Source organism: Dermacoccus sp. Tok2021, assembly GCF_019895135.1.
Lineage (GTDB): Bacteria > Actinomycetota > Actinomycetes > Actinomycetales > Dermatophilaceae > Dermacoccus > Dermacoccus abyssi.
In genome coordinates, this window is sequence record NZ_JAGTHU010000020.1 from 26,443 (window position 1) to 46,840 (window position 20,398).

Annotated in this window: 18 protein-coding genes; 5 read left to right on the top strand and 13 right to left on the bottom strand. The window is 68.9% G+C overall.

Annotated elements, in window-relative coordinates; genetic code table 11:
- Window positions 1-126 precede the first annotated feature (126 nt).
- The 5 genes from K9D12_RS11615 to K9D12_RS11635 all read right to left on the bottom strand — a co-directional run bounded on the left by K9D12_RS11615 (window position 127) and on the right by K9D12_RS11635 (window position 5,338).
- Window positions 127-657 (bottom strand): hypothetical protein, encoded by a 531-nt coding sequence (locus K9D12_RS11615; RefSeq protein WP_223060306.1) that lies wholly within the window; start codon window positions 655-657, stop codon window positions 127-129.
- A gap of 137 nt (window positions 658-794) precedes the next feature.
- Window positions 795-1,232 (bottom strand): hypothetical protein, encoded by a 438-nt coding sequence (locus tag K9D12_RS11620; RefSeq protein ID WP_225911213.1) that lies wholly within the window; start codon window positions 1,230-1,232, stop codon window positions 795-797.
- A 40-nt stretch (window positions 1,233-1,272) separates the two neighbouring features.
- Entirely contained in the window at window positions 1,273-1,902 is a 630-nt protein-coding gene (locus K9D12_RS11625) for a SatD family protein (protein ID WP_129663149.1), read from the bottom strand.
- A 32-nt stretch (window positions 1,903-1,934) separates the two neighbouring features.
- Window positions 1,935-3,230 carry an MFS transporter gene (locus K9D12_RS11630; RefSeq protein WP_047311490.1) on the bottom strand — a complete coding sequence of 432 codons (1,296 nt, stop codon included), beginning with the start codon at window positions 3,228-3,230 and terminating at the stop codon, window positions 1,935-1,937.
- A complete protein-coding gene (locus K9D12_RS11635; RefSeq protein ID WP_047311489.1) occupies window positions 3,227-5,338 on the bottom strand; it encodes a type IIA DNA topoisomerase subunit B in 2,112 nt (703 codons plus the stop codon). The genes K9D12_RS11630 and K9D12_RS11635 overlap by 4 nt, the downstream gene beginning before the upstream one ends.
- 285 nt (window positions 5,339-5,623) lie before the next feature.
- On the opposite strand from K9D12_RS11635, the gene K9D12_RS11640 reads away from it, so the two are divergent.
- A complete protein-coding gene (locus K9D12_RS11640; protein ID WP_082128775.1) occupies window positions 5,624-5,824 on the top strand; it encodes a hypothetical protein in 201 nt (66 codons plus the stop codon).
- A 129-nt stretch (window positions 5,825-5,953) separates the two neighbouring features.
- Window positions 5,954-6,442, top strand: a complete 489-nt coding sequence (locus K9D12_RS11645) for a DUF456 domain-containing protein (protein ID WP_047311487.1) — start codon at window positions 5,954-5,956, stop codon at window positions 6,440-6,442.
- A gap of 38 nt (window positions 6,443-6,480) precedes the next feature.
- Here K9D12_RS11645 and K9D12_RS11650 read toward each other — a convergent pair whose 3' ends face one another.
- The 5 genes from K9D12_RS11650 to K9D12_RS11670 form a co-directional block, all read right to left on the bottom strand.
- Window positions 6,481-6,957 (bottom strand): DUF3040 domain-containing protein, encoded by a 477-nt coding sequence (locus K9D12_RS11650; protein WP_223060307.1) that lies wholly within the window; start codon window positions 6,955-6,957, stop codon window positions 6,481-6,483.
- Between the two features lie 128 nt (window positions 6,958-7,085).
- Window positions 7,086-8,234 (bottom strand): DNA polymerase IV, encoded by a 1,149-nt coding sequence (dinB, locus tag K9D12_RS11655; RefSeq protein WP_052946959.1) that lies wholly within the window; start codon window positions 8,232-8,234, stop codon window positions 7,086-7,088.
- Entirely contained in the window at window positions 8,231-12,097 is a 3,867-nt protein-coding gene (locus K9D12_RS11660; protein WP_223060308.1) for a DNA polymerase III subunit alpha, read from the bottom strand. Before K9D12_RS11660 ends, dinB begins: the two co-directional genes overlap by 4 nt.
- Before the next feature lie 5 nt (window positions 12,098-12,102).
- Window positions 12,103-12,552, bottom strand: a complete 450-nt coding sequence (locus tag K9D12_RS11665; RefSeq protein WP_052946958.1) for an SAV_6107 family HEPN domain-containing protein — start codon at window positions 12,550-12,552, stop codon at window positions 12,103-12,105.
- Between the two features lie 40 nt (window positions 12,553-12,592).
- Window positions 12,593-12,880: a DUF6504 family protein gene (locus tag K9D12_RS11670; protein WP_223060309.1), complete on the bottom strand. Its 288-nt coding sequence runs from the start codon at window positions 12,878-12,880 to the stop codon at window positions 12,593-12,595.
- Between the two features lie 239 nt (window positions 12,881-13,119).
- On the opposite strand from K9D12_RS11670, the gene K9D12_RS11675 reads away from it, so the two are divergent.
- The gene (locus K9D12_RS11675; RefSeq protein ID WP_370633502.1) at window positions 13,120-14,208 is read left to right on the top strand and encodes a polyprenyl synthetase family protein; all 1,089 of its coding nucleotides are present in this window, start codon (window positions 13,120-13,122) and stop codon (window positions 14,206-14,208) included.
- A gap of 22 nt (window positions 14,209-14,230) precedes the next feature.
- On the opposite strand, the gene K9D12_RS11680 is transcribed toward K9D12_RS11675, so the two are convergent.
- Window positions 14,231-14,605: an Rv2175c family DNA-binding protein gene (locus tag K9D12_RS11680; RefSeq protein ID WP_047311482.1), complete on the bottom strand. Its 375-nt coding sequence runs from the start codon at window positions 14,603-14,605 to the stop codon at window positions 14,231-14,233.
- Window positions 14,606-14,726: 121 nt separating this feature from the next.
- Here K9D12_RS11680 and K9D12_RS11685 point away from each other — a divergent pair, with 121 nt between their 5' ends.
- Together K9D12_RS11685 and pknB are read left to right on the top strand one after the other, a co-directional pair.
- Complete coding sequence (locus K9D12_RS11685) at window positions 14,727-15,905, top strand: LysM peptidoglycan-binding domain-containing protein (RefSeq protein WP_223060311.1); 1,179 nt, start codon at window positions 14,727-14,729, stop codon at window positions 15,903-15,905.
- A gap of 90 nt (window positions 15,906-15,995) precedes the next feature.
- Window positions 15,996-17,963: a Stk1 family PASTA domain-containing Ser/Thr kinase gene (gene pknB / locus K9D12_RS11690; protein WP_223060312.1), complete on the top strand. Its 1,968-nt coding sequence runs from the start codon at window positions 15,996-15,998 to the stop codon at window positions 17,961-17,963.
- A 78-nt stretch (window positions 17,964-18,041) separates the two neighbouring features.
- Here the strand turns inward: pknB and K9D12_RS11695 are convergent, their stop codons facing one another.
- Window positions 18,042-19,415 (bottom strand): class II 3-deoxy-7-phosphoheptulonate synthase, encoded by a 1,374-nt coding sequence (locus K9D12_RS11695; RefSeq protein ID WP_370633503.1) that lies wholly within the window; start codon window positions 19,413-19,415, stop codon window positions 18,042-18,044.
- Window positions 19,416-19,476: 61 nt separating this feature from the next.
- Window positions 19,477-20,394, bottom strand: coding sequence for a 1-acyl-sn-glycerol-3-phosphate acyltransferase (locus K9D12_RS11700; protein ID WP_187035349.1), 918 nt, complete (start codon window positions 20,392-20,394; stop codon window positions 19,477-19,479).
- Between the last annotated feature and the right edge of the window lie 4 nt (window positions 20,395-20,398).

The window sequence follows — 20,398 nt, forward strand, 5'->3', positions numbered from 1 at the left end:
CTGACAGACCCCGCAGGATCCCAATGAGACGAGCGTCACTGTAAGGAGTACCGGCCGCCACACGCCAGAGCCGATGCGTGACCGTGACCCACTTGGCAGCCCGCACTCAACCTCACCGGCCTGCCGTCACGCGGACGGCGTGCCTGCCTTGCGCACACCGACGGCGAACTGCACCGTCGTGCCTGCCGCCGGCGTCAGCGTCACCTTCAACCCGGGCGCGGCCGTCGTGAGGGTGTCCAGGGTTCCGGGGTCACCGTCACACTCGTACGTGCGCGAGAACGTCTGCTCGATCATGGCGCCCTCGATCGCCTCCGAGTACGACGCGGTCGCCACCAGCCCACCGCCGGTGCACGCAACCACCACTTCCATGGGTCCACCCGCCACGTCGGGGAAGTCGAGGCTCTTCCCCTCCGACGCTGTGCCCTTCTCGATCGTGCGGAAGCCCTGCGGGTGGCCCAACACGTTCTCCCGCAGCCCCGACGCCCCGGCCGCCGGCTTCGCCTGAGCGTCGTCGCCGAGCACGACCGGCTTGGGCGTCGTGTACTCCGGGTGGTCCTGATCGCGCGCCCACTCGTCCATCGAGCAGCCCGAAAGCAGCGCGGCCACGAGCGCGTTCGTCACCGTTGCAGTAACGCGAAATGAGCGGAGGGTCGCCATGAGATCTCGTTCTTCCTGGCGGCAGGCCGCACGGTGTCCGGCGGACAGCCGAATCACTTCAACGTAACGGCGTCACACGATTCGAGGAAGAGTTGCCGCCGGAGCAATCCGGTAACGAAACAGGCGTGGCGAATCCGTCAGCCGCGCAACCACACGGCCAACCCGGCGCATCCGCACGCCCAGAGCACGCTGACGAACGTGCCAATGATGAAGCGTTCCGCCACCGCCGACTTCTCACCGCTGCGCAGCTCCGGGTAGCGCCCGAGACCCTTCACGGCCAGGACGATGGCGATGGCCTCCGGCCAGTTCGCGACCAGACCCGCGAAGATCGCCAACCGTTCGAGCGCCCCGATCCATGCGCCGCCCCGCAGGATGCTCCCGGCCTGCTCGACGCCACCCGTCGCCTTGCCCGACCCAGGTTTCGGTGTCTCGGCGTTCGGCTCGGAAGGCGCCGGTAGCTGTTCGTGATCGCGCCGGCCGTCGACGAAGCGGAAGACCAGCTGCGTGACGAATCCGCCCGCCACGACAGCGAGCACACCGAAGAGCGCGACCACCAACACCGCCCGTTCGTTCATGACCTGAACGCTAACGCCCGGTACCGACAACCGGGCGAGATCAGCCCAAAGCAGCCGTCAGCGCGCGCACCGCGAGCGCCTCTCCCGCGTCGGCTTCGACGACGGCCGCGGTGCTCACTCGCTGGCTGACGGCGGACGCCGTCACGCCGAGGCGAGCCGCGACCTCCTGACGCGACAGGCCCTCGGCGACGAGGTCGGCGACCTCCCACCCGGCCGCGGTGCGGCGTCGCCAGACGAAGGCCAGCAGGTCGAGGGCGGCGCGTACGTCGTCGGCAGCGGCGCTGGCCTCGGCTCCCCCGACACGCGTCACGACGGCGAGATCCTGCGCGCCGCCCCGTGATTCGTTGACGGCGGCCCGGGCCGCGACGAACGCGGGCCCGTTCGCGGCGCGAACGTCGTCCGGCACCGGGGTGTCGACGGCCCCGATGCCAAGACCGACCCGCCACCCGCCCTCGCGGACGAAGAGACGCACGGCGCTCACGGCATCGGCCGGGTCGGCGATGAGTGCCTGGACTTCGTCACCCGCCGTGCGCGCGAAGGCACGGGACCTACCGCCGAGCGTCAGGGATTCGAGGGCTGTGAGCATGGCCGGAACACGGTCGCCCCGAGAACTGCTGCGGATCTGGTCTGCCGTGACGACGATCATCGCCCCACCGCTCGATTTAGTCATACGCCTAAAGTAGCAGCGATTAAGCCTCTGGCCTAACTCTTTGCGGCTTCAGTCGACAGCCTGTACCGACGGAACGATGGCACGAGCACGGCGATCGCCACCACGGAGACGAGCACGAGGACACCACCGATCCACGCTGCCCGACCGGCCCCGAACGCCTCGGCGCCCGCCCCGTGGACGACATCGGCGATGCGCGGCCCACCCGCGACGACGACGAGGAAGACGCCCTGCAGGCGACCGCGCACCGCGTCGGTGGCCGCCGTTTGCAGCATCGACGTGCGGAACGCCGCCGAGACCATGTCCGCCGCGCCACCGACGACGAGGGCGCCGAACGCGATCCAGAACAGGATGTCGAGCCGTCCGTTCGCGAACACCACCGCTCCACCGAAGACGACGACCGCCCCGCCCCACACGGCGACAGCGGCGAGCACCGCCACGCCGTGACGTTGAACGCGCGACGCCCACCCGGAGAACACGCCGCCGAGGACGGCGCCGACCGGAATGGCCGCGAACAACCACGCGAACGCGAACCCGCCCTCGCTCGGCCCGCCGAACGACTCGTGCGCGATCTGCGGGAACTCCGCGCGCGGCATGCCGAAGATCATCGCTGCGAGGTCGACGACGAAACTCGCCATGAGCACGGGATGGCGCGAGAGGTACCGCAGCCCGTCGACCACGGACTTGAAGCCGGCCACCGTCACCTCGCCGAGCGGACGCATCGCCGGCAGGTTGATGACGGCCCACATCGTCGCGAGCAGGCACAGCGTGTCGGCGGCGTACATCCACGAGAACCCGAGCACCGGAATGAGCGTTCCCGCGACGAGCGGCCCCGCGATGCCTCCCGCCATCGCCACCGTCATGAGGAGTGAGTTGGCCGCGGGCAGGAGCTCGGGTGGCAACAGCCTCGGCAGAGAACTCTGCAGCGCCGGCTGGTGGAGCGCGAAGAAGATCTGCTGCACCGCGAACAGGCTGAGCAGCAGCCACACGTTGATGCCGCCGACGGCGGCCTGCGCCCAGAACAGCGCGCTCGTCACGATGAGCCCGGTCGTCGTGAACATCAGGATGCGACGCCGGTCGTGCGCGTCGGCGAGCGAGCCTCCGTACAGGCCGAAGACGATGAGCGGCACGAGACCGAACAGGCCCGTCAGCCCGACATAACTCGAGTCACGCGTCTGCGCGTAGATCTGCGCGGGCACCGACACGATCGTCAGCTGCGCACCGATGACCGTGACGATGTCGGCCAGCCACAACCGCCGGAAGGCGAGAACCTTGAGCGGGCGCGTGTCCGCGAGAACGCTGCGGGCACGCGCGAGCCTGCTCGCGGTCATGCGTCGATGCGCTCCATGTCGAGCTGGTGAGCCGACGAAATGATGAAGTCCTTGCGGGGCGCCACGTCGCTGCCCATGAGCAGGTCGAACACCTGCTCCGCCGCCTCGGCGTCGGCGAGCGTCACGCGACGCAGCGTGCGGTGACGCGGATCCATCGTCGTCTCCGCGAGCTGGTCGGCGTCCATCTCACCGAGACCCTTGTAACGCTGCGGCTGCTTGAACGTGCGGCCCTTCTTCTCCCACGCGCTGACGACCGAACGCATCTCGGCCTCGGAGTAGGTGTAGATGACCTCGCCCTTGGCGCGGCCGCTCGCGTTGAGCTCGAGACGGTGCAGCGGCGGCATGGCCGCGTACACCCGACCGGCCGCGACGAGCGGGCGCATGTAGCGGAAGAACAGCGTGAGCAGCAGCGTGCGGATGTGGGCGCCGTCGACGTCGGCGTCCGTCATGAGGATGATCTTGCCGTAGCGCACCATGTCGAGATCGAAACTGCGCCCCGAGCCGCCACCGATGACCTGGATGATCGAGGCGCACTCGGCGTTCTTCAGCATGTCGCCGACCGACGCCTTCTGGACGTTGAGGATCTTGCCGCGGATCGGCAGCAGCGCCTGGTACTCCGAGTTGCGCGCGGCCATGCCGGTGCCGAGCGCCGAGTCACCCTCGACGATGAACAGCTCCGACTTCTCGCCGTCGGTGGAGCGGCAGTCCTTGAGCTTGCCCGGCAGGCTCGAGCTCTCCAGCGCCGTCTTGCGCCGCTGCGTCTCCTTGTGCTGACGCGCGCTGATGCGCGACTTCATCTCGGCGACGACCTTCTCCAGCAGGAGCGCCGACTGCGCCTTCTCGTCGCGCTTCGTCGACGTCAGGTGCGCCGTGAGCTCCTTCTCGACGACCTTCGCGACGATGGCGCGCACGGCGTTCGTGCCGAGCACCTCCTTCGTCTGGCCCTCGAACTGCGGCTCCGCCAGACGCACCGTGACGACGGCCGTGAGGCCGGCGAGGACGTCGTCCTTCTCGACCTTGTCGTTGCCGACCTTGAGCTTTCGCGCGTTGACCTCGAGCTGCTTCTTGAAGACCTTCATGAGGGCCTGCTCGAAGCCGGTGTTGTGCGTGCCGCCCTTCGGCGTCGCGATGATGTTGACGAAGGAACGCACCTTCGTCTCGTACCCCGTGCCCCAGCGCAGCGCGATGTCGACGCCGCACTCACGCTCGACGTCCTGGCTCGTCATGTGCCCGCTCTTCTCGTCGAGCACGGGCACCGTCTCGGTGAAGTGACCGCTGCCCTGCAGACGCCACACGTCGGTGACGGCCGCGTCGGCGGCGAGGTAGTCGGTGAACTCGCTGATGCCGCCGTCGTGGAAGAAGACCTCCTCGTGGGGTCCGTCGGCGCCCGGCGTCTCGGGCAGGCCGCGCTCGTCACGGATGACGAGGGTGAGGCCCGGCACGAGGAAGCTCGTCTGACGCGCACGCCCGATGAGCTGCTCGTAGTCGAACTGGGCGCTCTTGAGGAAGATGCTCGTGTCGGCCCAGTAGCGCACGCGCGAACCGGTGACGCCGCGCTTGGCCTTGCCGACGACCTTGAGCTCGCTGCCCGACTCGAACGGGCTGAACGGGTTGAGCGGGCTCTTGCCGTCGGCGTCGTCGAAGACGCCGGGCTCGCCGCGGCGGAAACTCATGCCGAACGTCTTGCTCGCACGGTCGACCTCGACGTCGAGACGGGCGCTCAGCGCGTTGACGACCGACGCGCCGACACCGTGCAGACCACCCGACGCGGTGTACGAACCGCCGCCGAACTTGCCGCCCGCGTGCAGCTTCGTGAAGACGACCTCGACACCCGAAAGGCCCGTGCGCGGCTCGACGTCCACGGGGATACCGCGGCCGTTGTCGCGCACCTCGACGGAGCCGTCGGGCATGAGGATGACCTCGATGCGGTCGCAGTAGCCGCCGAGCGCCTCGTCGACCGAGTTGTCGATGATCTCCCACAGGCAGTGCATGAGACCGCGCCCGTCGGTGGAACCGATGTACATGCCCGGGCGCTTGCGTACGGCCTCGAGCCCCTCGAGCACCTGGAGGTGACGAGCGGTGTAGGTCTGGTTCTCTCCTTGCGACACCTGGGAATCTCCTTGAAGTTCGCGGGGGACGCCGCAGACGGCGCACCCGTCACCGTACCCGAAAATCCGCGGGTTTCCGGGCCGCCACGCGGTGATCCGACGCTCACTCACTGCGCACCTGCGGCGTCGACCGAATCACAACGATGTGGCTCAGGAGTCGGAATTGGGCTTCTCGGGAATGTCCGCCCGTGACAGACTGTTGTCGATTCCGAGAAACGATGCTTCGGGCATCGTTCGTAGGACGCCGCTGGTGCCCTTTGAGGGCATCCCGACGAGAGGATCGATATGACCACGACGATGGAACACACGATGACGGCCGCTGACCGCTGCGATCGCTGCGGAGCCCAGGCCTTCATCAAGGCGGTCATGTCGGGTGGACTCGAACTGCGCTTCTGCGGCCACCACGGCCGCGAGCACCTCGACAAGCTCAAGGAGGTCGCCGTCGAGGTCATCGACGAGACGCCCCGCCTGAGCGAAGAGGTCTGAGCAGCACACTCCCGCTGACGCCGAACGGCCCCGGTCACCCGCCAAGGGTGCCGGGGCCGTTCGCGTGCCTGCACGCGGCGGGCTCTCTTCCTGGTCCGGCTCGTGGCCCAGCTGAGGGATGATGGCCCCATGGAACTGACGACGACGATCATCGCCGCACTCGTCATGGCGGTCGGCATCGCCGGTCTCATCGTGCCCGCGCTGCCCGGCCTTCTGCTCGTGCTGGGCGGGGTGCTCATCTGGGCGCTCGGCAACTCCGGCCCCACCGCGTGGACGGTGTTCGGCATCGCGTGCGTCCTCGCTGCGATCGGCTACGTCGTCCAGTACGTCGTGCCGGGCCGCCACCTCGGCCGGGCCGGCATCCCGAAGCGCAGCAGCCTCGTCGGAGTGATCTTCGGCGTCATCGGCTTCTTCATCATTCCGGTGATCGGCCTGCTCGTCGGCTTCGTGCTCGGCGTTTTCGTGGCCGAGATGGCCCGTCAGCGCCGCACGGACGAGGCGTGGCGCTCGACGAAGGTGGCCGTCAAGGCTGCCCTCATGTCGGTGGGAATCGAACTGCTCGCGGCGCTGATCATTGCCGTCGGATGGGCCTGCGTGGCCATTCCGATGGCTCTGTGACTGGCCTGTGACGAGGCGTCCCTACCAGCCAGGCGTCCCTACCAGCCCTGGCTCTCGCGGCGACGACGATCCCAGCGCTCCTCAAGACGCTGCATGAAGCCGCTGTTGCTCGCGCCACGAGCGGGCTTCGCCTTGGACTTGGCCGAGCCCGGGAATCCACCCTGGACGCTCGGGAAGCTGCGTCCGGCACCGCCCGAGCCGCCGGCGCGCTGCGCCGACGAGGAACCGACGACGTGCAGGTCAGGACGCTGGTCGGCATCCGTACCCACCGCGTAGGTGACGCCGAAGACCATGCCGAGGAAACCGATGGCGCCCAGCCAGGTCTGACGGGTGGTGACGGCGAGAACGACGAGCGCGAGACCCGCCGCGAGGGCAAGCACACCGAGCAGGACACGACGGCGACGTCGTGCGCGGTTCGGGTCGGAAACCATGGTCGACGCGAACTTCGGGTCCTCGGCGGAAAGCTGCGCCTCCAACTCTTCGAGAGCGCGCCGTTCCTGTTCTGACAACGGCATGGGAGCCTCCGGTTCGACACTCGCGGCGCATGGTGCGCCACGCATGGTGTGCTGGCATTGTCTCGTTCATTTGTAGCACTTCGGGACGTTACGCGTGGCCACCCGCGAGGGGGCGAAGAACCGACCGCTCATCCCACGAGACTCGCCGGTCTCACGATGCCCGCGCCGAACCGCGCGCTGGCGCGGTCGACGGCGCGATCGGCCTCCTGCCAACCGAACTCGCGCTCCCCCAGCTTTCCCTGCCGGGAGGTCAGCCGTCGGTCGGTGAGCCCCTGCACCCGCACCCCGACGAGGCGGATGCGGGCCCGCTGCAGCCCGAGGGCGTCGAAGAGCTGGGCGGCCACGGCGTAAACCTCCCGGCTGACGTCGGTGTGCTCGCTCAACGTGCGCGACCGCGTGATCGTCGTGAAATCGGAGAAGCGCACCTTGAGCACCACCGTGCGTCCGGCCACCTCGGCCGAACGCATACGCGCCGCGACGCGGTCGCTCAGCTTGAGCAGGTGCCGCTTGATGAGCACAGGATCGTCGAGATCCTCACCGAACGTCTCGTCCGAACCGATGCTGCGCTCCGGCTCGTGCGGCACGACCCGACGTTCGTCGTGACCCCACGCGAGGCGGTGCAGCGTCATGCCGCTCGCCTGCCCGAGGGAACGCACGAGCGTTCGCTGCGGCAGGTGCGCGATGTCGCCGACGGTGCGCAACCCCAACGTGTGCAGCTTCTCCTGCGTCGAGGCACCCACGCCCCACAGCGCCTCCACCGGCAGCGGGTGGAGGAAGTCGAGCACCTCATCCTGACGCACGAGACGCAGCCCGTCCGGCTTCGCACTCGTCGAGGCCAACTTCGCGACGAACTTCATCGGCGCCACCCCGACCGAACACGTGATGCCCTGCTCGTCGGCGACGGCGTCACGCAACTCGTGCCCGAGCGCCGCCGCAGACTCCGGCCCGTTGCAGACGCCGCCAACGTCGAGGAACGCCTCGTCGAGCGAGATCGGCTCCACGAGCGGCGTGACCTGCGAGAACAGGTGCATGATCGAGCCCGAGATCTGCGTGTAGAGGTCGTAGTCGGGCGCGAGGACGACGGCGTCGGGGCACAGCCTGCGCGCACGCCCCATCGGCATACCCGAACTCACCCCGCTGCGCCTGGCCTCGTAGGTGGCCGAGAGCACCACGCCCCGCCCGGCGCCGCCGACGATGACGGGCTGACCGAGCAGATCGGGGCGCTCGATGAGGGACGCCGACGCGTAGAAGGCGTCCATGTCGATGTGCAGGATCATCTGCCCCACCCTCCTGAACTTCCGGGGCTCGCGTGCCACAGCGACCGCGGAGCCTCACCCTGACCGGGAAGGTGCGCGCGACCTCCCGAGACCGTCTCGCCGGCCGGTTTGATGTCGGCGTACGGCGACTGTTTGAACCCTGAGGAGTGCACGAGCATCCGACGTCCGCGAGCGCCGCCGACACCTTCTGCCTCCGGTGGGGCGACGCTGACGAGGCTGCTCACGCCGTCAGCGCCCGCCTCGCTCCACGCCTGCCACACCGCCGTGAGATCCCACGCGCCGGTGGCCCGGATGGAGACACCGTGTGGGCCGGTACGCCGCACGACACCGCGCACGAGGAGCATCCACGAGTGGAAGACGGTGTCGGCGTACGGGCCCTGGACGTCTTCGAAGAACGTGGCGTCGGCGGGGCCGGTGCCGTCGTCGAGCGTGAGGAAGATGACGCGGCGCCCCGAACGCACCGGCGGGGTCTGCGTGGCCACCTTGATGCCCGCGCACCACACCTCCTGCCCACCCCGCAGGTTCACGAGATCGGACGCAGCGCTGAGGCCCAGGTGACGCAGCATCGGCGCGTAGAACTCCATGACGTGACCGCTGACGTCGAGACCGAGGATGTCGAGCTCGGCACGCACCTTCTCCGCCGGCGTGAACTCGGGCAGGCCCGAACCCTCACCGTCGACGGCTCCATCGACGAGGTCGAGGACGAGTTGAGCACCCACCGGATCCTTCGCCCCGGGGCGGCGCCCCTGCGCCTGCGCACGGGCGGCTTCCACCGGGTCGAACGTGAAGAGCCCCGCCTCCCCTGGCGCTTCGCCGGCACCTGGGCTCGACGCACTCCTCTCGTCTACGTTGCTCGACGACGGCTTGGTCACGAGCACCTTCTGCCCGCGCGGACGCCCCCGCGATGTACCGCGCAGGTGCCAGCGCTCGAGATCTTCCAGTTCGAGCAGGAGGTCGCGTCGGGTGAGAGCGCCTCGCCCTGTGCGAGCACCGAAGCCGTACAGGCTGTCGAAGGCGCCGACGAGAACGAGACGTTCGACGCTCGTTCGCGTCAGGCCGGCCCGGTTCCACACGTCGCTCAAGCTCGAGTAGGGCTGCGCCGCGACGAGAGTTTCGATCTCCCTCTCGCTCATGCCTTTGACGTCGGCGAATCCGATGCGCAGACCGAGTTTTTCGGAAGCCCCTGCGCTCGGGTCCGATTCGTCGGAGCTCGGGCCACCAGGGAGACCGACCGAAGCACCAGCATCGTTGTGACTGCCCTCCTCGGCGCTGCCGCTCACCCGCTCCACCCGGTACTCGCCCCGCGAGGCGTTGATGTCAACACCGAGCACGGGCACACCGAACGTGCGAGCGTCGGCGAGGATGAGCCGCTTGGGGTACATGCCCGGGTCGTGCGTGAGCACACCCGCGACGAACGCCGCGAGGTGATGGGTCTTCAACCACGCCGACTGGTAGGTGGGCAGCGCGAACGCTGCCGCGTGAGCCTTGCAGAAACCGAAGGACGCGAAAGCCGCGAGCACCGCCCAGATGCGTTCCCGCTCGCCGCGCGTGTACCCGCGGGCCTTGGCGGCAGCACGCCACCACTCCCCGATCTTCTCCTGCCCTGTGGGCGAGCCCATCGCCCGACGCACCTCGTCGGCTTGGGCGAGCGTCACCCCCGTCGTCTCGGCGACGATGCGCAACACCTGCTCGTGGAAGACCACGACGCCGACCGTCTCCTCCAGCGCCGGCCGCAGGCTCTCGTGGAGGTACTCCGGCTCACCCCAACCCTGACGCACCCGCAGGAACGGGTTGATCATGTCGCTCTTGACCGGGCCGGGGCGGAACAGCGAGATGTCGATGATGAGGTCTTCGAAGGCCTCGGGAGCGAACTTGCCGATGAGTTCACGCTGCCCGGGCGACTCGATCTGGAAGCACCCCAGCGTGCGCGTCGAGCGGATGAGATCGAACGTCGCCTCGTCGTCGAACGGGACACACGTCTCGTCGTCGAGGTCGACGACGACGCCTTCGACCCGCTCGATCTCGGCCACGGCATGCGCCATCGCCGACTGCATTCGGATGCCGAGCACGTCGAGCTTGAGCAGGCCGAGGGTCTCGACGTCGTCCTTGTCGAACTGGCTCATCGGGAAACCGAGCCAGCTCGCCTCCATCGGCGTGCGATGGGCGAGCTGCGCGTTCGACAACACGACGCCGCACGGGTGCAGCGCGACGTGCCGCGGCAGACCGTCGAGTCGCTCGACGAGGTCGAACAGTCGCTCCAACTCGCTCGAGGCGAGGCCGCGCGCACGCAACTCCGGCAACTCCTCGATGGCCTGGCGCGCATTGCGCGCGGCGATGTGCGGAAAGGCCTTCGCGATGACGTCGACGTCGGCCGGCGGCATACCGAGCGCAGCGCCGGCGTCACGGATGGCGTGACGCACCCGGTAGGTCTCCGCCATCGACACACACGTGACCCGCTCGCCGCCGAAGCGCTCCATGATGCGTTCGTACATCTCGGTGCGCCGCGCCGATTCCACGTCGATGTCGATGTCGGGCAGTGACGCCCGAAGCGGCGTGCAGAAGCGTTCCATGAGCAGGCGGTGCCGGATCGGGTCGACCCCGCTGATGCCCAGCAGGTAGTTGATGAGGCTGCCCGCGCCCGAACCGCGAGCAGCGACGCGCACACCGGCGTCACGGATGAGATCGCACACGATGGCCACCGTGAGGAAGTAGGTCGGGTAGCCGAGGTGGCGCACGACCTCGAGTTCGTCGTCGAGTCGCTCTTCGACGGCGGCGTACTCGGTTGCCGAGAGGTGGCCGTAGCGAGCGGGCAGCGCGGCGCGGCAGCGCTCGGCCAGAGCGCGCTGGGGGTCGACGCCGTCCAGGTCGAGCACCTCCGGTTCCGGAAGATGAACTGCACCGATACCGATGTCGTGGAACGGATGCTGCACGCAGAGCTCGGCCAACCGTGACGTCGCGCCGACGAGTTCGAGGGCCGCACTCTCGTCGCCCGCAGCCTGCGCGAGTTCACGTGCGATCTCGAGCATCTCGCTCTCGGGGAGCAGATGCCCTCGCGTGCTCGTGCGGTCGAGGTGCCGCAGGTCGAGCGCCACCATGCGCCGCGCCGCGTCGAGCAGATCGGCGGTGACGGCCTCGTCGGCGTCCGCGTGCCTCACCCAGCCGGTGAGCACCGCGGGCACACCGCACGCACGCGCCAGCGCCCACAGGTCGAGCGCGTGCCGCCTGCTGGCCGGCGTGCCCGGCGCCCCGTCGTGACAGGCCACCTCGACTGCGAGCGCCCTGTGCGGCAGCGCAGCACGCCACTGCTTGAGCAGCTGCTCCGCCGCGGCAGGACGTTCGGCGAGCAGCGCCTGCCCGACGTCGGAGGCCGGGCCGAGCAGCACGGTGAGCGCCGGGGCGCTGTTACCCCTGCCCACCTCCTCGACAGTGACGAACCGCGCGATCCGTTCACGCGACGTGCGCGCGGCACTGCGCTCCCCGACGAGGTGAGCATCCGTGACGAGACGGCACAGCTGCCCCCATCCGACGCCCTTGTCGAGCCCGCTCGCGGCGCCGCGGGCGAGAACGGTGACACGAGGCCCCCGGTCGTCGACGGCTGCCCCGCCCTTCGCCGGGGTGCGCCGCGGGCGGGACGAGTTGGCCGGCGTCGGTGGCTCGAGCGCCAGGTCGACGCCGACGACGGGGTCGATGTCGTGATCACGGCAGGCCTCGACGAACTTCACCACGCCGTAGAGACCGTCACGGTCGGTGAGCGCCAGACGCTCGTAGCCCAACTCGTGTGCGCGCTCGACGAGACGCTTCGGCGGTGTGGTGCCGTAGCGCAGCGAGAAGGACGACGCGACGTGCAGGTGGGTGAACTGCACCGACCTCACCCCACCGCGACGGGGGTGAGCCGCAGCGCCGAAGCGTCGGCGGCAGGCAGACCGACATGGACGAGCACGGTGTCGAGGAAGAGCTGGGCCTGCCGGACGAGGTCGTCGGCCTCCCGCACACTCACTCCGGCACCGCCACCCTGGGCGACGGCGCTGCGCTTACCGCACTCAGTGAAGAAGCTCGCCCACTCCCCGAACTCCGGGCGCTGGCGAGCCAGCGCCTCCCACGCACTGCGCGGGCGTGAACCGAGCGAACGCGGCGCCACCTGAGCCAGAAGGGCGGCAGCCGCCCGCAACGCAGCCAGTTGGGCCCTCGCGTAGCGCTCGGACGTCGTCGTGGCCGAGCAGGCCTCGATCAGGGCAGCGCGCGAACGGCCCAGAAGGTCGAACAGATCACCGGTGAGTGCTTCCGCGGGCGCACCCGGACCCATTGCCGTCGTCGTCATGACATCTCCCTCTCGCTGCACACTTCGTCGAACCTGCACGTCAGTCACTGAGCCGCTCGAGCGACCACCCGGAGCGCGCGTGCGCCAGGTCGAACACCCCGAGGCTCGGGCTCGCCCCCGCACTCGCTTCGACCCGCCACACCCGACGTTCGGCGTCGTACACGCCCTGCTCCCCCATCGGCAGGCGCCACCACGGCGTTGCCTCACGCCAGCTCTCGAGCACCCCCGCGACCCGATACCGGCGCCCGCGCCAGACGAAGGCCTCGGGCGCGCTCGCCTCCCCCGTGTCCGCTGTCGTCACCTCGACGTTCTCGGCGTATCCGCGCATCCCGCCACCTCACTTCACTCGGGCGACGACTGCGTCGTCACCGCCGGATGTTTCGCTGTGGCTGTGACGGTGAGCGACGACGCAACGAACGTCGGAACAACGGCACAGCACAAGCCCGTTTTTTCGAACTCATGTTCGATATGGTGACACTAGAACGCCCCGGCGACAACCCCCAGATTCCGCGGAATCGGAGCGACCGCGTAGGCTCGGTGGAAGTCGCTTGCCGGAAGGATCGAGACGTGCCCAACTCCGCGGACGCATCGCAGTTGCTCGAACGCATCCAGCGCACCGTCGACGCCGAAGTCGCCCACCAGCGCGAGGTTCTCGCCCCCCTCGGCGACGAAACCGATCTCATGGTCGACGCCATCGCTTCCCTGCTCTCCGGCGGCAAGCGCGTGCGTGCGTCGTTCCTCTACTGGGGCTACCGCGCCGCCGGCGGCGCCGACAGCGACGACCTCGTGCGCGCCAGCGCGTCGATGGAGCTCTTCCAGGCCGCCGCGCTGCTGCACGACGACGTCATGGACGCGAGCGACACCCGCCGCGGCATGCCGGCTGCCCACCGCGCCATGGCGAACGCCCACCGCGAGCGCGGCCTCACCGGCGACGCCGACCGCTTCGGCGAGGCCGGCGCCATCCTCGCGGGCGACCTGTGCCTCACCTGGGCCGACGAGATGTACGCGACGAGCGGTCTATCCGCCGACGAGGTTCTTCGCGGACGCCGGGTCTTCGACCTCATGCGCACCCAGCTCATGGGCGGGCAGTTCCTCGACGTCCTCGAGGCCGTGCAGAACTGGGAAGGGCTCGCCACCGACGAGCGCATCACCCGCGCTCTGCGCGTCATCCGGTACAAGAGCGCGAAGTACACGATGGAGCACCCCCTGCTCATCGGTGCCACCTGCGCCGGCGGCGACGACGCCACTCTCGAAGCCCTCTCGCGCTACGGTCTCGCCCTCGGCGAGGCCTACCAGCTGCGCGACGACCTGCTCGGCGTCTTCGGCGACCCGGCACAGACAGGCAAGCCGGCCGGTGACGACCTGCGCGAAGGCAAGCGCACCGTCATCGTCGCTCACCTGCTCGACGACCTCTGCGCCGACGACCGCGCGTTCTTCGACACCCGCTTCGGCCACGACGACCTCGACACCGACGAGATCGAGCGTTTCCGCGCGCTCGCGATGAGCACCGGCGCCGTCGACGCCGTGGAGCAGCGCATCACTCAGGGAGCCGACGAAGCGCGCGCCGCGCTCGAGTCGCTCCGCGAGTCGATGCCGACCGAAGCGTTCACCGCTCTGCACGACTTCATCGAGACGACCACCGCTCGCTCCAGCTGAGCAGCCCCGCGTCAGCGCAGCGTCAGAACGCCTCTTCCATGGCGCGCTTGCGCACCTCGGCCTTGCGGCCCGCACGCAGCATGTCGATGGGGGCGCCGTCGATCGGCAAGGTCTCGTCGGGCGTGCACAGCCAGCGAATCGCTTCCTCGTCGCTGAACCCCGCGTCGGAGAGCACCGTCACCGTGCCCATGAGAGGCGTGACGACCGCACCGTCCTGAACGAAGGATGCCGGCACCGCGACGACATTGCGCTCCCCCACGCGCGCGGCGATGATCTCGCGATCGGCGATCATCTGACGCACCTGGCGCAGCGACATGCCCAGCTCCTCGGCGAGGTCGGGCACGGTGAGCCAGTCACCGACAAGTGCTTCGAGTTCCGTGTGCGTTGCGTCATCCACGACCCCAAGATTGCCAGACGGGAACGCGTTACCGCATGTCGGCCAGCGCACCGGGGGCGAGCTTCACCCCTTCGGGCGCGCCTTCGCAGGACGAGCCACGTCACCACCTAGCGTGTGAGCCATGCCTCTCACCTACGACGTCCCCGTCGCACTGCACGCGGCGCCGCCTGCGCACGTTCAGCCGGGCCGAGCTCACGCGCAGTTCGTCAAGGGAGCCGCGAAGAGCAGCCCTGCTGCGAAGAAGAAGCCGACCCGCAAGGTCAAGAACGTCACGATCCGCCCCGGGGACTCGGTCTACGCCATCGCGCGAACCCACTCCTCGAGCGTCGCGGCCATCGTCAAGGCGAACCCGAAGATCGAGTTCCGTCGTCTCGTGCCGGGCACCGTCCTCAAGGTGCCGGTCCCCGCCTCGGCCCCGAAGGCGACGAAGCCCGTCAAGAAGCAGCCCGTCAAGAAGCCGTCGAAGGCCACGAGCGCGAAGCCGGTCAAGAAGCCCGCAGCAAAGCCAGCGAAGGCGCCGGCGAAGAAGCCCACGAAGAAGGCCGTTCGTCACACGAAGAGCGTCACCGTGCGCCCGGGCGACTCGCTCTACACGCTGGCCCAGCGTCATCACGCGAGCCTGGCAAGCGTCATCAAGGCGAATCCGGGGCTCGACGCGCGTCGTCTCCACGTCGGGTCTCAGGTCAAGATCCCCGTTGCCGGTGTCACCTCCGCCGCGAAGCCGGCAAAGAAGCCCACCACGAAGCCTGCTCGCAAGCCCACCTCGAAGGCCCCTGCTGGTGGCTACGCACCCAAGCCGACGCACGTCGTCAAGTACGCCGGCACCCCTGCGGCACGGCGCTACCCGGCCTCCGCTGTCGCCTCGGGTGATCGTCACCGTCAGCAACTCGCGCAGGCGAACCTGCCGAACCAGGCCCAGATCCGTTCGATGATCGTCGCCACCGCCAAGCGCTACGGGGTCGACCCGACGCTCGCCCTCGCCATCGGCTGGCAGGAATCGGGGCACCGCCAGAGCGCCGTCTCCGTCTGCGACGCGCTCGGCACGATGCAGGTCATGCCGGCCACCGGCCGTTGGGCGGGCGACCTCGCGGGCCGCAAGCTCAACCTCATGGACCCACAGGACAACATCACGGCAGGCGTTGTCACTCTACGCTTCCTCACCCAGCACGCCAACAACCGCGACGAGGTGATCGGCTCCTACTACCAGGGCCTCGGCGCTGTCCGGAAACACGGCTTCTACCCCGACACACGCCAGTACGTCAGCAGCGTCAAGGCGCACATGAAGCGCTTCGGCGGCTGACGCAGCCGGGCGCCAGGCACGCTCCGTGTCCTCACCTGATGACCCGCAGCGTTCAGCGTTCTTCCTGCCCCGCCACCTAGACTCGCCACCGTGACCACCTCGCACGCCGATCCCCTCATCGGCCGCACCGTCGAAGGGCGCTATCGCGTCCTCGAGCATCTTGCGGACGGTGGCATGGGCAGTGTGTACGTCGCTCGAGACCTCCGCCTCGAGCGGGAGGTCGCCCTCAAGGTGTTGCGGGCCGACCTTGCGCGTGACCCCGTCTTCGTCGAGCGCTTCCAGCGTGAAGCCCGCGCTGCGGCGCGACTTGCCCACCCCCACGTCGTCGCAGTGCACGACCAGGGGCAGGACGCCGATGTCGTCTATCTCGCCATGGAACTTGTGCGCGGTCGCACGTTGCGCGACGTCATTCGCGACGGCGACAGGAGCGTGGGTGAGCAGCTCACGCTCTTCGAGCAGCTGCTCGACGGGCTCGCCGCCGCCCACCGGGCCGGCTTCGTGCATCGCGACATCAAGCCGGAGAACGTTCTCATCGACGCTGCCGACCGGGTCAAGGTCGCCGACTTCGGCCTGGCCCGCGCGGTCACCGGAAGCGGTGTGAGCGTGGACAGCGAAGTCCTCATCGGCACGGCGTCGTACCTGTCGCCCGAACAGGTCGAGCCGTCGAGCTTCAGCCCCTCCGGCACCCGTTCCGACGTCTACTCCGCGGGACTCGTGCTCTTCGAGATGCTCACGGGCCACCGCGCCTTCGACGGCGACCTTCCCGTCCAGGTGGCCTACCAGCACGTGCACGGCACGATGGCGAAGCCCTCCGAGATCCTGCCGGAGCTCACTGCCGCCTTCGACCCACTCCTCGCCCGGGCCTGTTCCAAGGAGCTTCAGGAGCGTCCCGCCGACGCCGAGGAGTTCAAGACCGAAGTCACCAGGCTTCGCGCCGAACTCCCCAACGACGTTCTCGACGTCCCGGTACCGCCGGCCCCGCCGTCGTCACTGACGACGAACGCCGACACCCAGCACACCCGCGTCTCCGCGGCCGCCGACGGTACGACCGCGCCGGTCGCCCGAGCCTCCTCTGCAGCCGAGGCTCCCGACTCCCCGCTCGTCACCCGCCAGTACGGCCCCCAGTCGACGACGGCCCTCCCGAGCCGCGCCACCGTCGTCGAGAACGAGCGCCCGCACCGTTGGTGGCCCTGGGTGCTCGCCGTCGCCGCACTCGTCGTCGCCGTCGTGGCGGCCATCGCGTTCACCGTCGGCCCCCTCGGCCCGCGCACCGTTCCCAAGGTTCAGGGTCAAGCTCAAGGTCAGGCCGTTTCGACCCTGCGAAGCGCAGGCTTCGACGTCAAGGTCCGCACCACCGAGTCCGACACTGTGCCCACGGGGCAGGCTGTGCGCACGACACCCGAAAGCGGAGCGTCGCGCCGTCCGACGAGCGATGTGACGCTCTGGGTCAGCACCGGCCCCCGCATGGTCGACGTCCCCGATACCGCGAACGCCACGCAGGACGACGCGCGCAAGACCCTGGAGAGCAAGGGGTTCAAGGTCGCTCGCGTCGAGAAGCAACACTCCGACATCGAGAAGGACAAGGTCGTCGGCACCAACCCCGCAGGTGGCAGCCGCGTGCGTCACGACACCCCGATCACCCTCATCGTGAGCGACGGACCGGCCGAGGTCGACGTCCCCGATGTCTCCGGATCGTCGGAGGACGATGCGAAGCGTCAGTTGGAGGCGCTCGGCTTCTCCGTGACGACAACGGAGGACTACGACCCGGACATCGAGTCGGGCAAGGTCGTCTCCACCGACCCGAGCAGCGGCACGACCGCGCGGGCAGGAAGCACCGTCACGCTCACCGTGTCCAAGGGACCCGAGATGGTTGACGTCCCGGATGTCGTCGGCATGAGCGCAGCCGATGCCCGCCGCACGCTCGAGGACGCCGGATTCGAAGTCGACGGCGGCTCGTGGCTCGACGATCTCCTCGACGGCACCGTCTCCAGCCAGTCGCCCGAGGGCGGCTCCGGCAAGCAGGCGCCCAAGGGCTCCACTGTCACGCTGAACTTCTGAGGCGGCTCCACGACAAACGCCGAACGGCGCTCACCCCCTCGTCGGGGCGAGCGCCGTTCGGCGTGAAGCGGTGGTTGCTCAGGCGTTGCGTGCACCCAGCATCTCGGCCACCAGGTAGGCGAGCTCAAGGCTCTGCTGGTGGTTGAGGCGCGGGTCGCACGCCGACTCGTAACGGCTCTCGAGGTCTTCGTCACGCACCTCGACGCTGCCGCCGAGGCACTCCGTGACGTCGTTGCCCGTGAGCTCGACGTGCAGGCCGCCCGGCACCGTGCCGGCCGCTTCGTGCACCTCGAAGAAGCCACGGACCTCGTCGACGACGTCGTCGAGACGACGCGTCTTGTAGCCGCTGGAGGATTCGAACGTGTTGCCGTGCATCGGGTCGGTGATCCACAACGGCGTGGCGCCCTCGGCCTTGAGACGCTCGACGATGGGCGGCAGAGCCTCGCGGATCGTGCCCGCACCCATGCGCGTGATGAACGTCAGACGGCCCGGCTCACGCTCGGGGTCGATCTTGTCGATGATGCGCAGCAGGTCGTCCGGGTCGGCCTTGGGGCCCACCTTCATGCCGACCGGGTTCGAGATACGGCTGATGAAGTCGATGTGGGCGCCGTCGATCTCGCGGGTGCGCTCACCGACCCACAGCATGTGTCCCGACGTGGCGTACGGGCGGCCCGAACGGGAGTCGGTGCGCGTCAGCGGACGCTCGTAGTCGAGCAGCAGCGCCTCGTGGCTGGAGAAGAAGTCGACCGCCTTGAGGGCGTCGAAGTCGGCACCACAGGCCGCCATGAACCGCATCGCCCGGTCGATGTCCTTGGCCGTCTTCTCGTAGCGCGAGTTCGCGGCGTTGGCGATGAAGCCCTTGTTCCACTCGTGCACGTTGCGCAGGTCGGCGAAACCGCCCTGCGTAAAGGCTCGCACGAGGTTCAGCGTGGCCGCGCTCGTGTTGTACGCCTGGAGCAGACGGTCCGGGTTCGGACGACGAGCATCCTCGGTGAAGGCGAAGTCGTTGACCATGTCACCGCGGTAGGCCGGGAGCGTGACGTCGCCACGGGTCTCGGTGTCCTTCGAGCGCGGCTTCGCGAACTGGCCGGCGATGCGGCCCAGCTTCACGACCGGCGTGCTCGCGCCGTACGTGAGGACGGCCGCCATCTGGAGGATCGTCTTGATGCGGTCGCGGATGTTGTCGGCCGTGGCCGAGGCGAACATCTCCGCACAGTCGCCACCTTGCAGGACGAAGGCCTCGCCGCGGGCTGCGGCGGCCAGACGGGTGCGCAGATCGTCACACTCGCCCGCGAAGACGAGCGGCGGATAGCTGGCCAGGGTCTCCGAAACACGTTCGAGCGAGCCGTCGTTGGGCCACGTGGGCTGCTGCTTCGCCGGAAGCTCCGGCCAGTCGAGGCCCACGGGACGGGTCGTAGTCGAAATGGTCTGGGTTTCGGGGGTGGTACTCACCCTCCAAAGCCTATGACCGCTGTCCAATCCTGCGCATCTCAGACCTTTTACTGAGACGGAGTCAGGAGCGCTCGCTCGCTTCCTCACCCGGCGCCTCGGCCACCGGCTGAATCGTCTCCGTGGTCACGTCGCCGGAGGAGTCGGGGGTTTCTGCTGACGCGGCTGCGTCCGCGTTCTTGCCCTTGTCGGCGTCGCTGCTCTTGCGCGGCAGGCGTGAGGCGGCGTCCTCGATGACGGAGGTGGCGCTGCCCTGGATCTCCTTGGCCACGTGAACCGCGCCCTCACCGATGGTGCGAGCCTTCTCGGCAACGGACTTCTTGCGCGATGCGGCGTACTCGTCGACGTACTCCTGGCCCGACAGGAGCATGAGCTCGTACATGATCTCGTCGGTGATCGAACGCAGGACGAAACGGTCGGCGCTCATACCCTCGAAGCGCGAGAAGTCGAGCGGAACACCGAAGCGCACGTGCGGCTGCGCGTAACGACCGAACTTCTCACCGGGAGGGGCCACCGTGTCGGTGTCCATGAGTGCCACCGGGATGACCGGCGCGCCACTTTCCAGCGCCAACCGGGCCACGCCCGTCTTGCCCTTGTAGAGGCGGCCGTCCGGCGAACGCGTGCCCTCGGGGAAGATGCCGAACAGATCGCCCTCAGCGAGGATCCGCTTGCCCGTCGCGAGTGCCCCCGCGGCCGCCGAACCGCTCGTGCGGTCGATCGGTACCTGGCCCGTGCCCGAGAAGAAGCTCTTCTGCATGCGGCCCCTGACGCCGGGCGTGGTGAAGTACTCGGACTTGGCGACGAACGTCACGCGACGGTCGAGCACGAGCGGCAGAAAGAGCCAGTCGGAGTACGACAGGTGGTTGATGGCGAGGATCGCAGGCCCCGAATCCGGGACGTGCTCGAGCCCTTCGACGGTCGGGCGGAACACCGTCCGCAGCGCCGGGCCGACGAGAACTCGCTTGAGGAGCCAGTAGAGCACGGGA

Bases quoted from the DNA above. Each gene is read 5' to 3' on its own strand.
- K9D12_RS11645 (WP_047311487.1), top strand. From the start codon at position 5,954: ATGGAACTGACGACGACGATCATCGCCGCACTCGTCATGGCGGTCGGC.
- K9D12_RS11665 (WP_052946958.1), bottom strand. From the start codon at position 12,552: ATGACGACGACGGCAATGGGTCCGGGTGCGCCCGCGGAAGCACTCACC.
- K9D12_RS11630 (WP_047311490.1), bottom strand. From the start codon at position 3,230: ATGACCGCGAGCAGGCTCGCGCGTGCCCGCAGCGTTCTCGCGGACACG.
- K9D12_RS11670 (WP_223060309.1), bottom strand. From the start codon at position 12,880: ATGCGCGGATACGCCGAGAACGTCGAGGTGACGACAGCGGACACGGGG.
- K9D12_RS11640 (WP_082128775.1), top strand. From the start codon at position 5,624: ATGACCACGACGATGGAACACACGATGACGGCCGCTGACCGCTGCGAT.
- K9D12_RS11620 (WP_225911213.1), bottom strand. From the start codon at position 1,232: ATGAACGAACGGGCGGTGTTGGTGGTCGCGCTCTTCGGTGTGCTCGCT.
- dinB (WP_052946959.1), bottom strand. From the start codon at position 8,234: ATGATCCTGCACATCGACATGGACGCCTTCTACGCGTCGGCGTCCCTC.
- K9D12_RS11625 (WP_129663149.1), bottom strand. From the start codon at position 1,902: ATGACTAAATCGAGCGGTGGGGCGATGATCGTCGTCACGGCAGACCAG.
- K9D12_RS11650 (WP_223060307.1), bottom strand. From the start codon at position 6,957: ATGCCGTTGTCAGAACAGGAACGGCGCGCTCTCGAAGAGTTGGAGGCG.
- K9D12_RS11615 (WP_223060306.1), bottom strand. From the start codon at position 657: ATGGCGACCCTCCGCTCATTTCGCGTTACTGCAACGGTGACGAACGCG.
- K9D12_RS11685 (WP_223060311.1), top strand. From the start codon at position 14,727: ATGCCTCTCACCTACGACGTCCCCGTCGCACTGCACGCGGCGCCGCCT.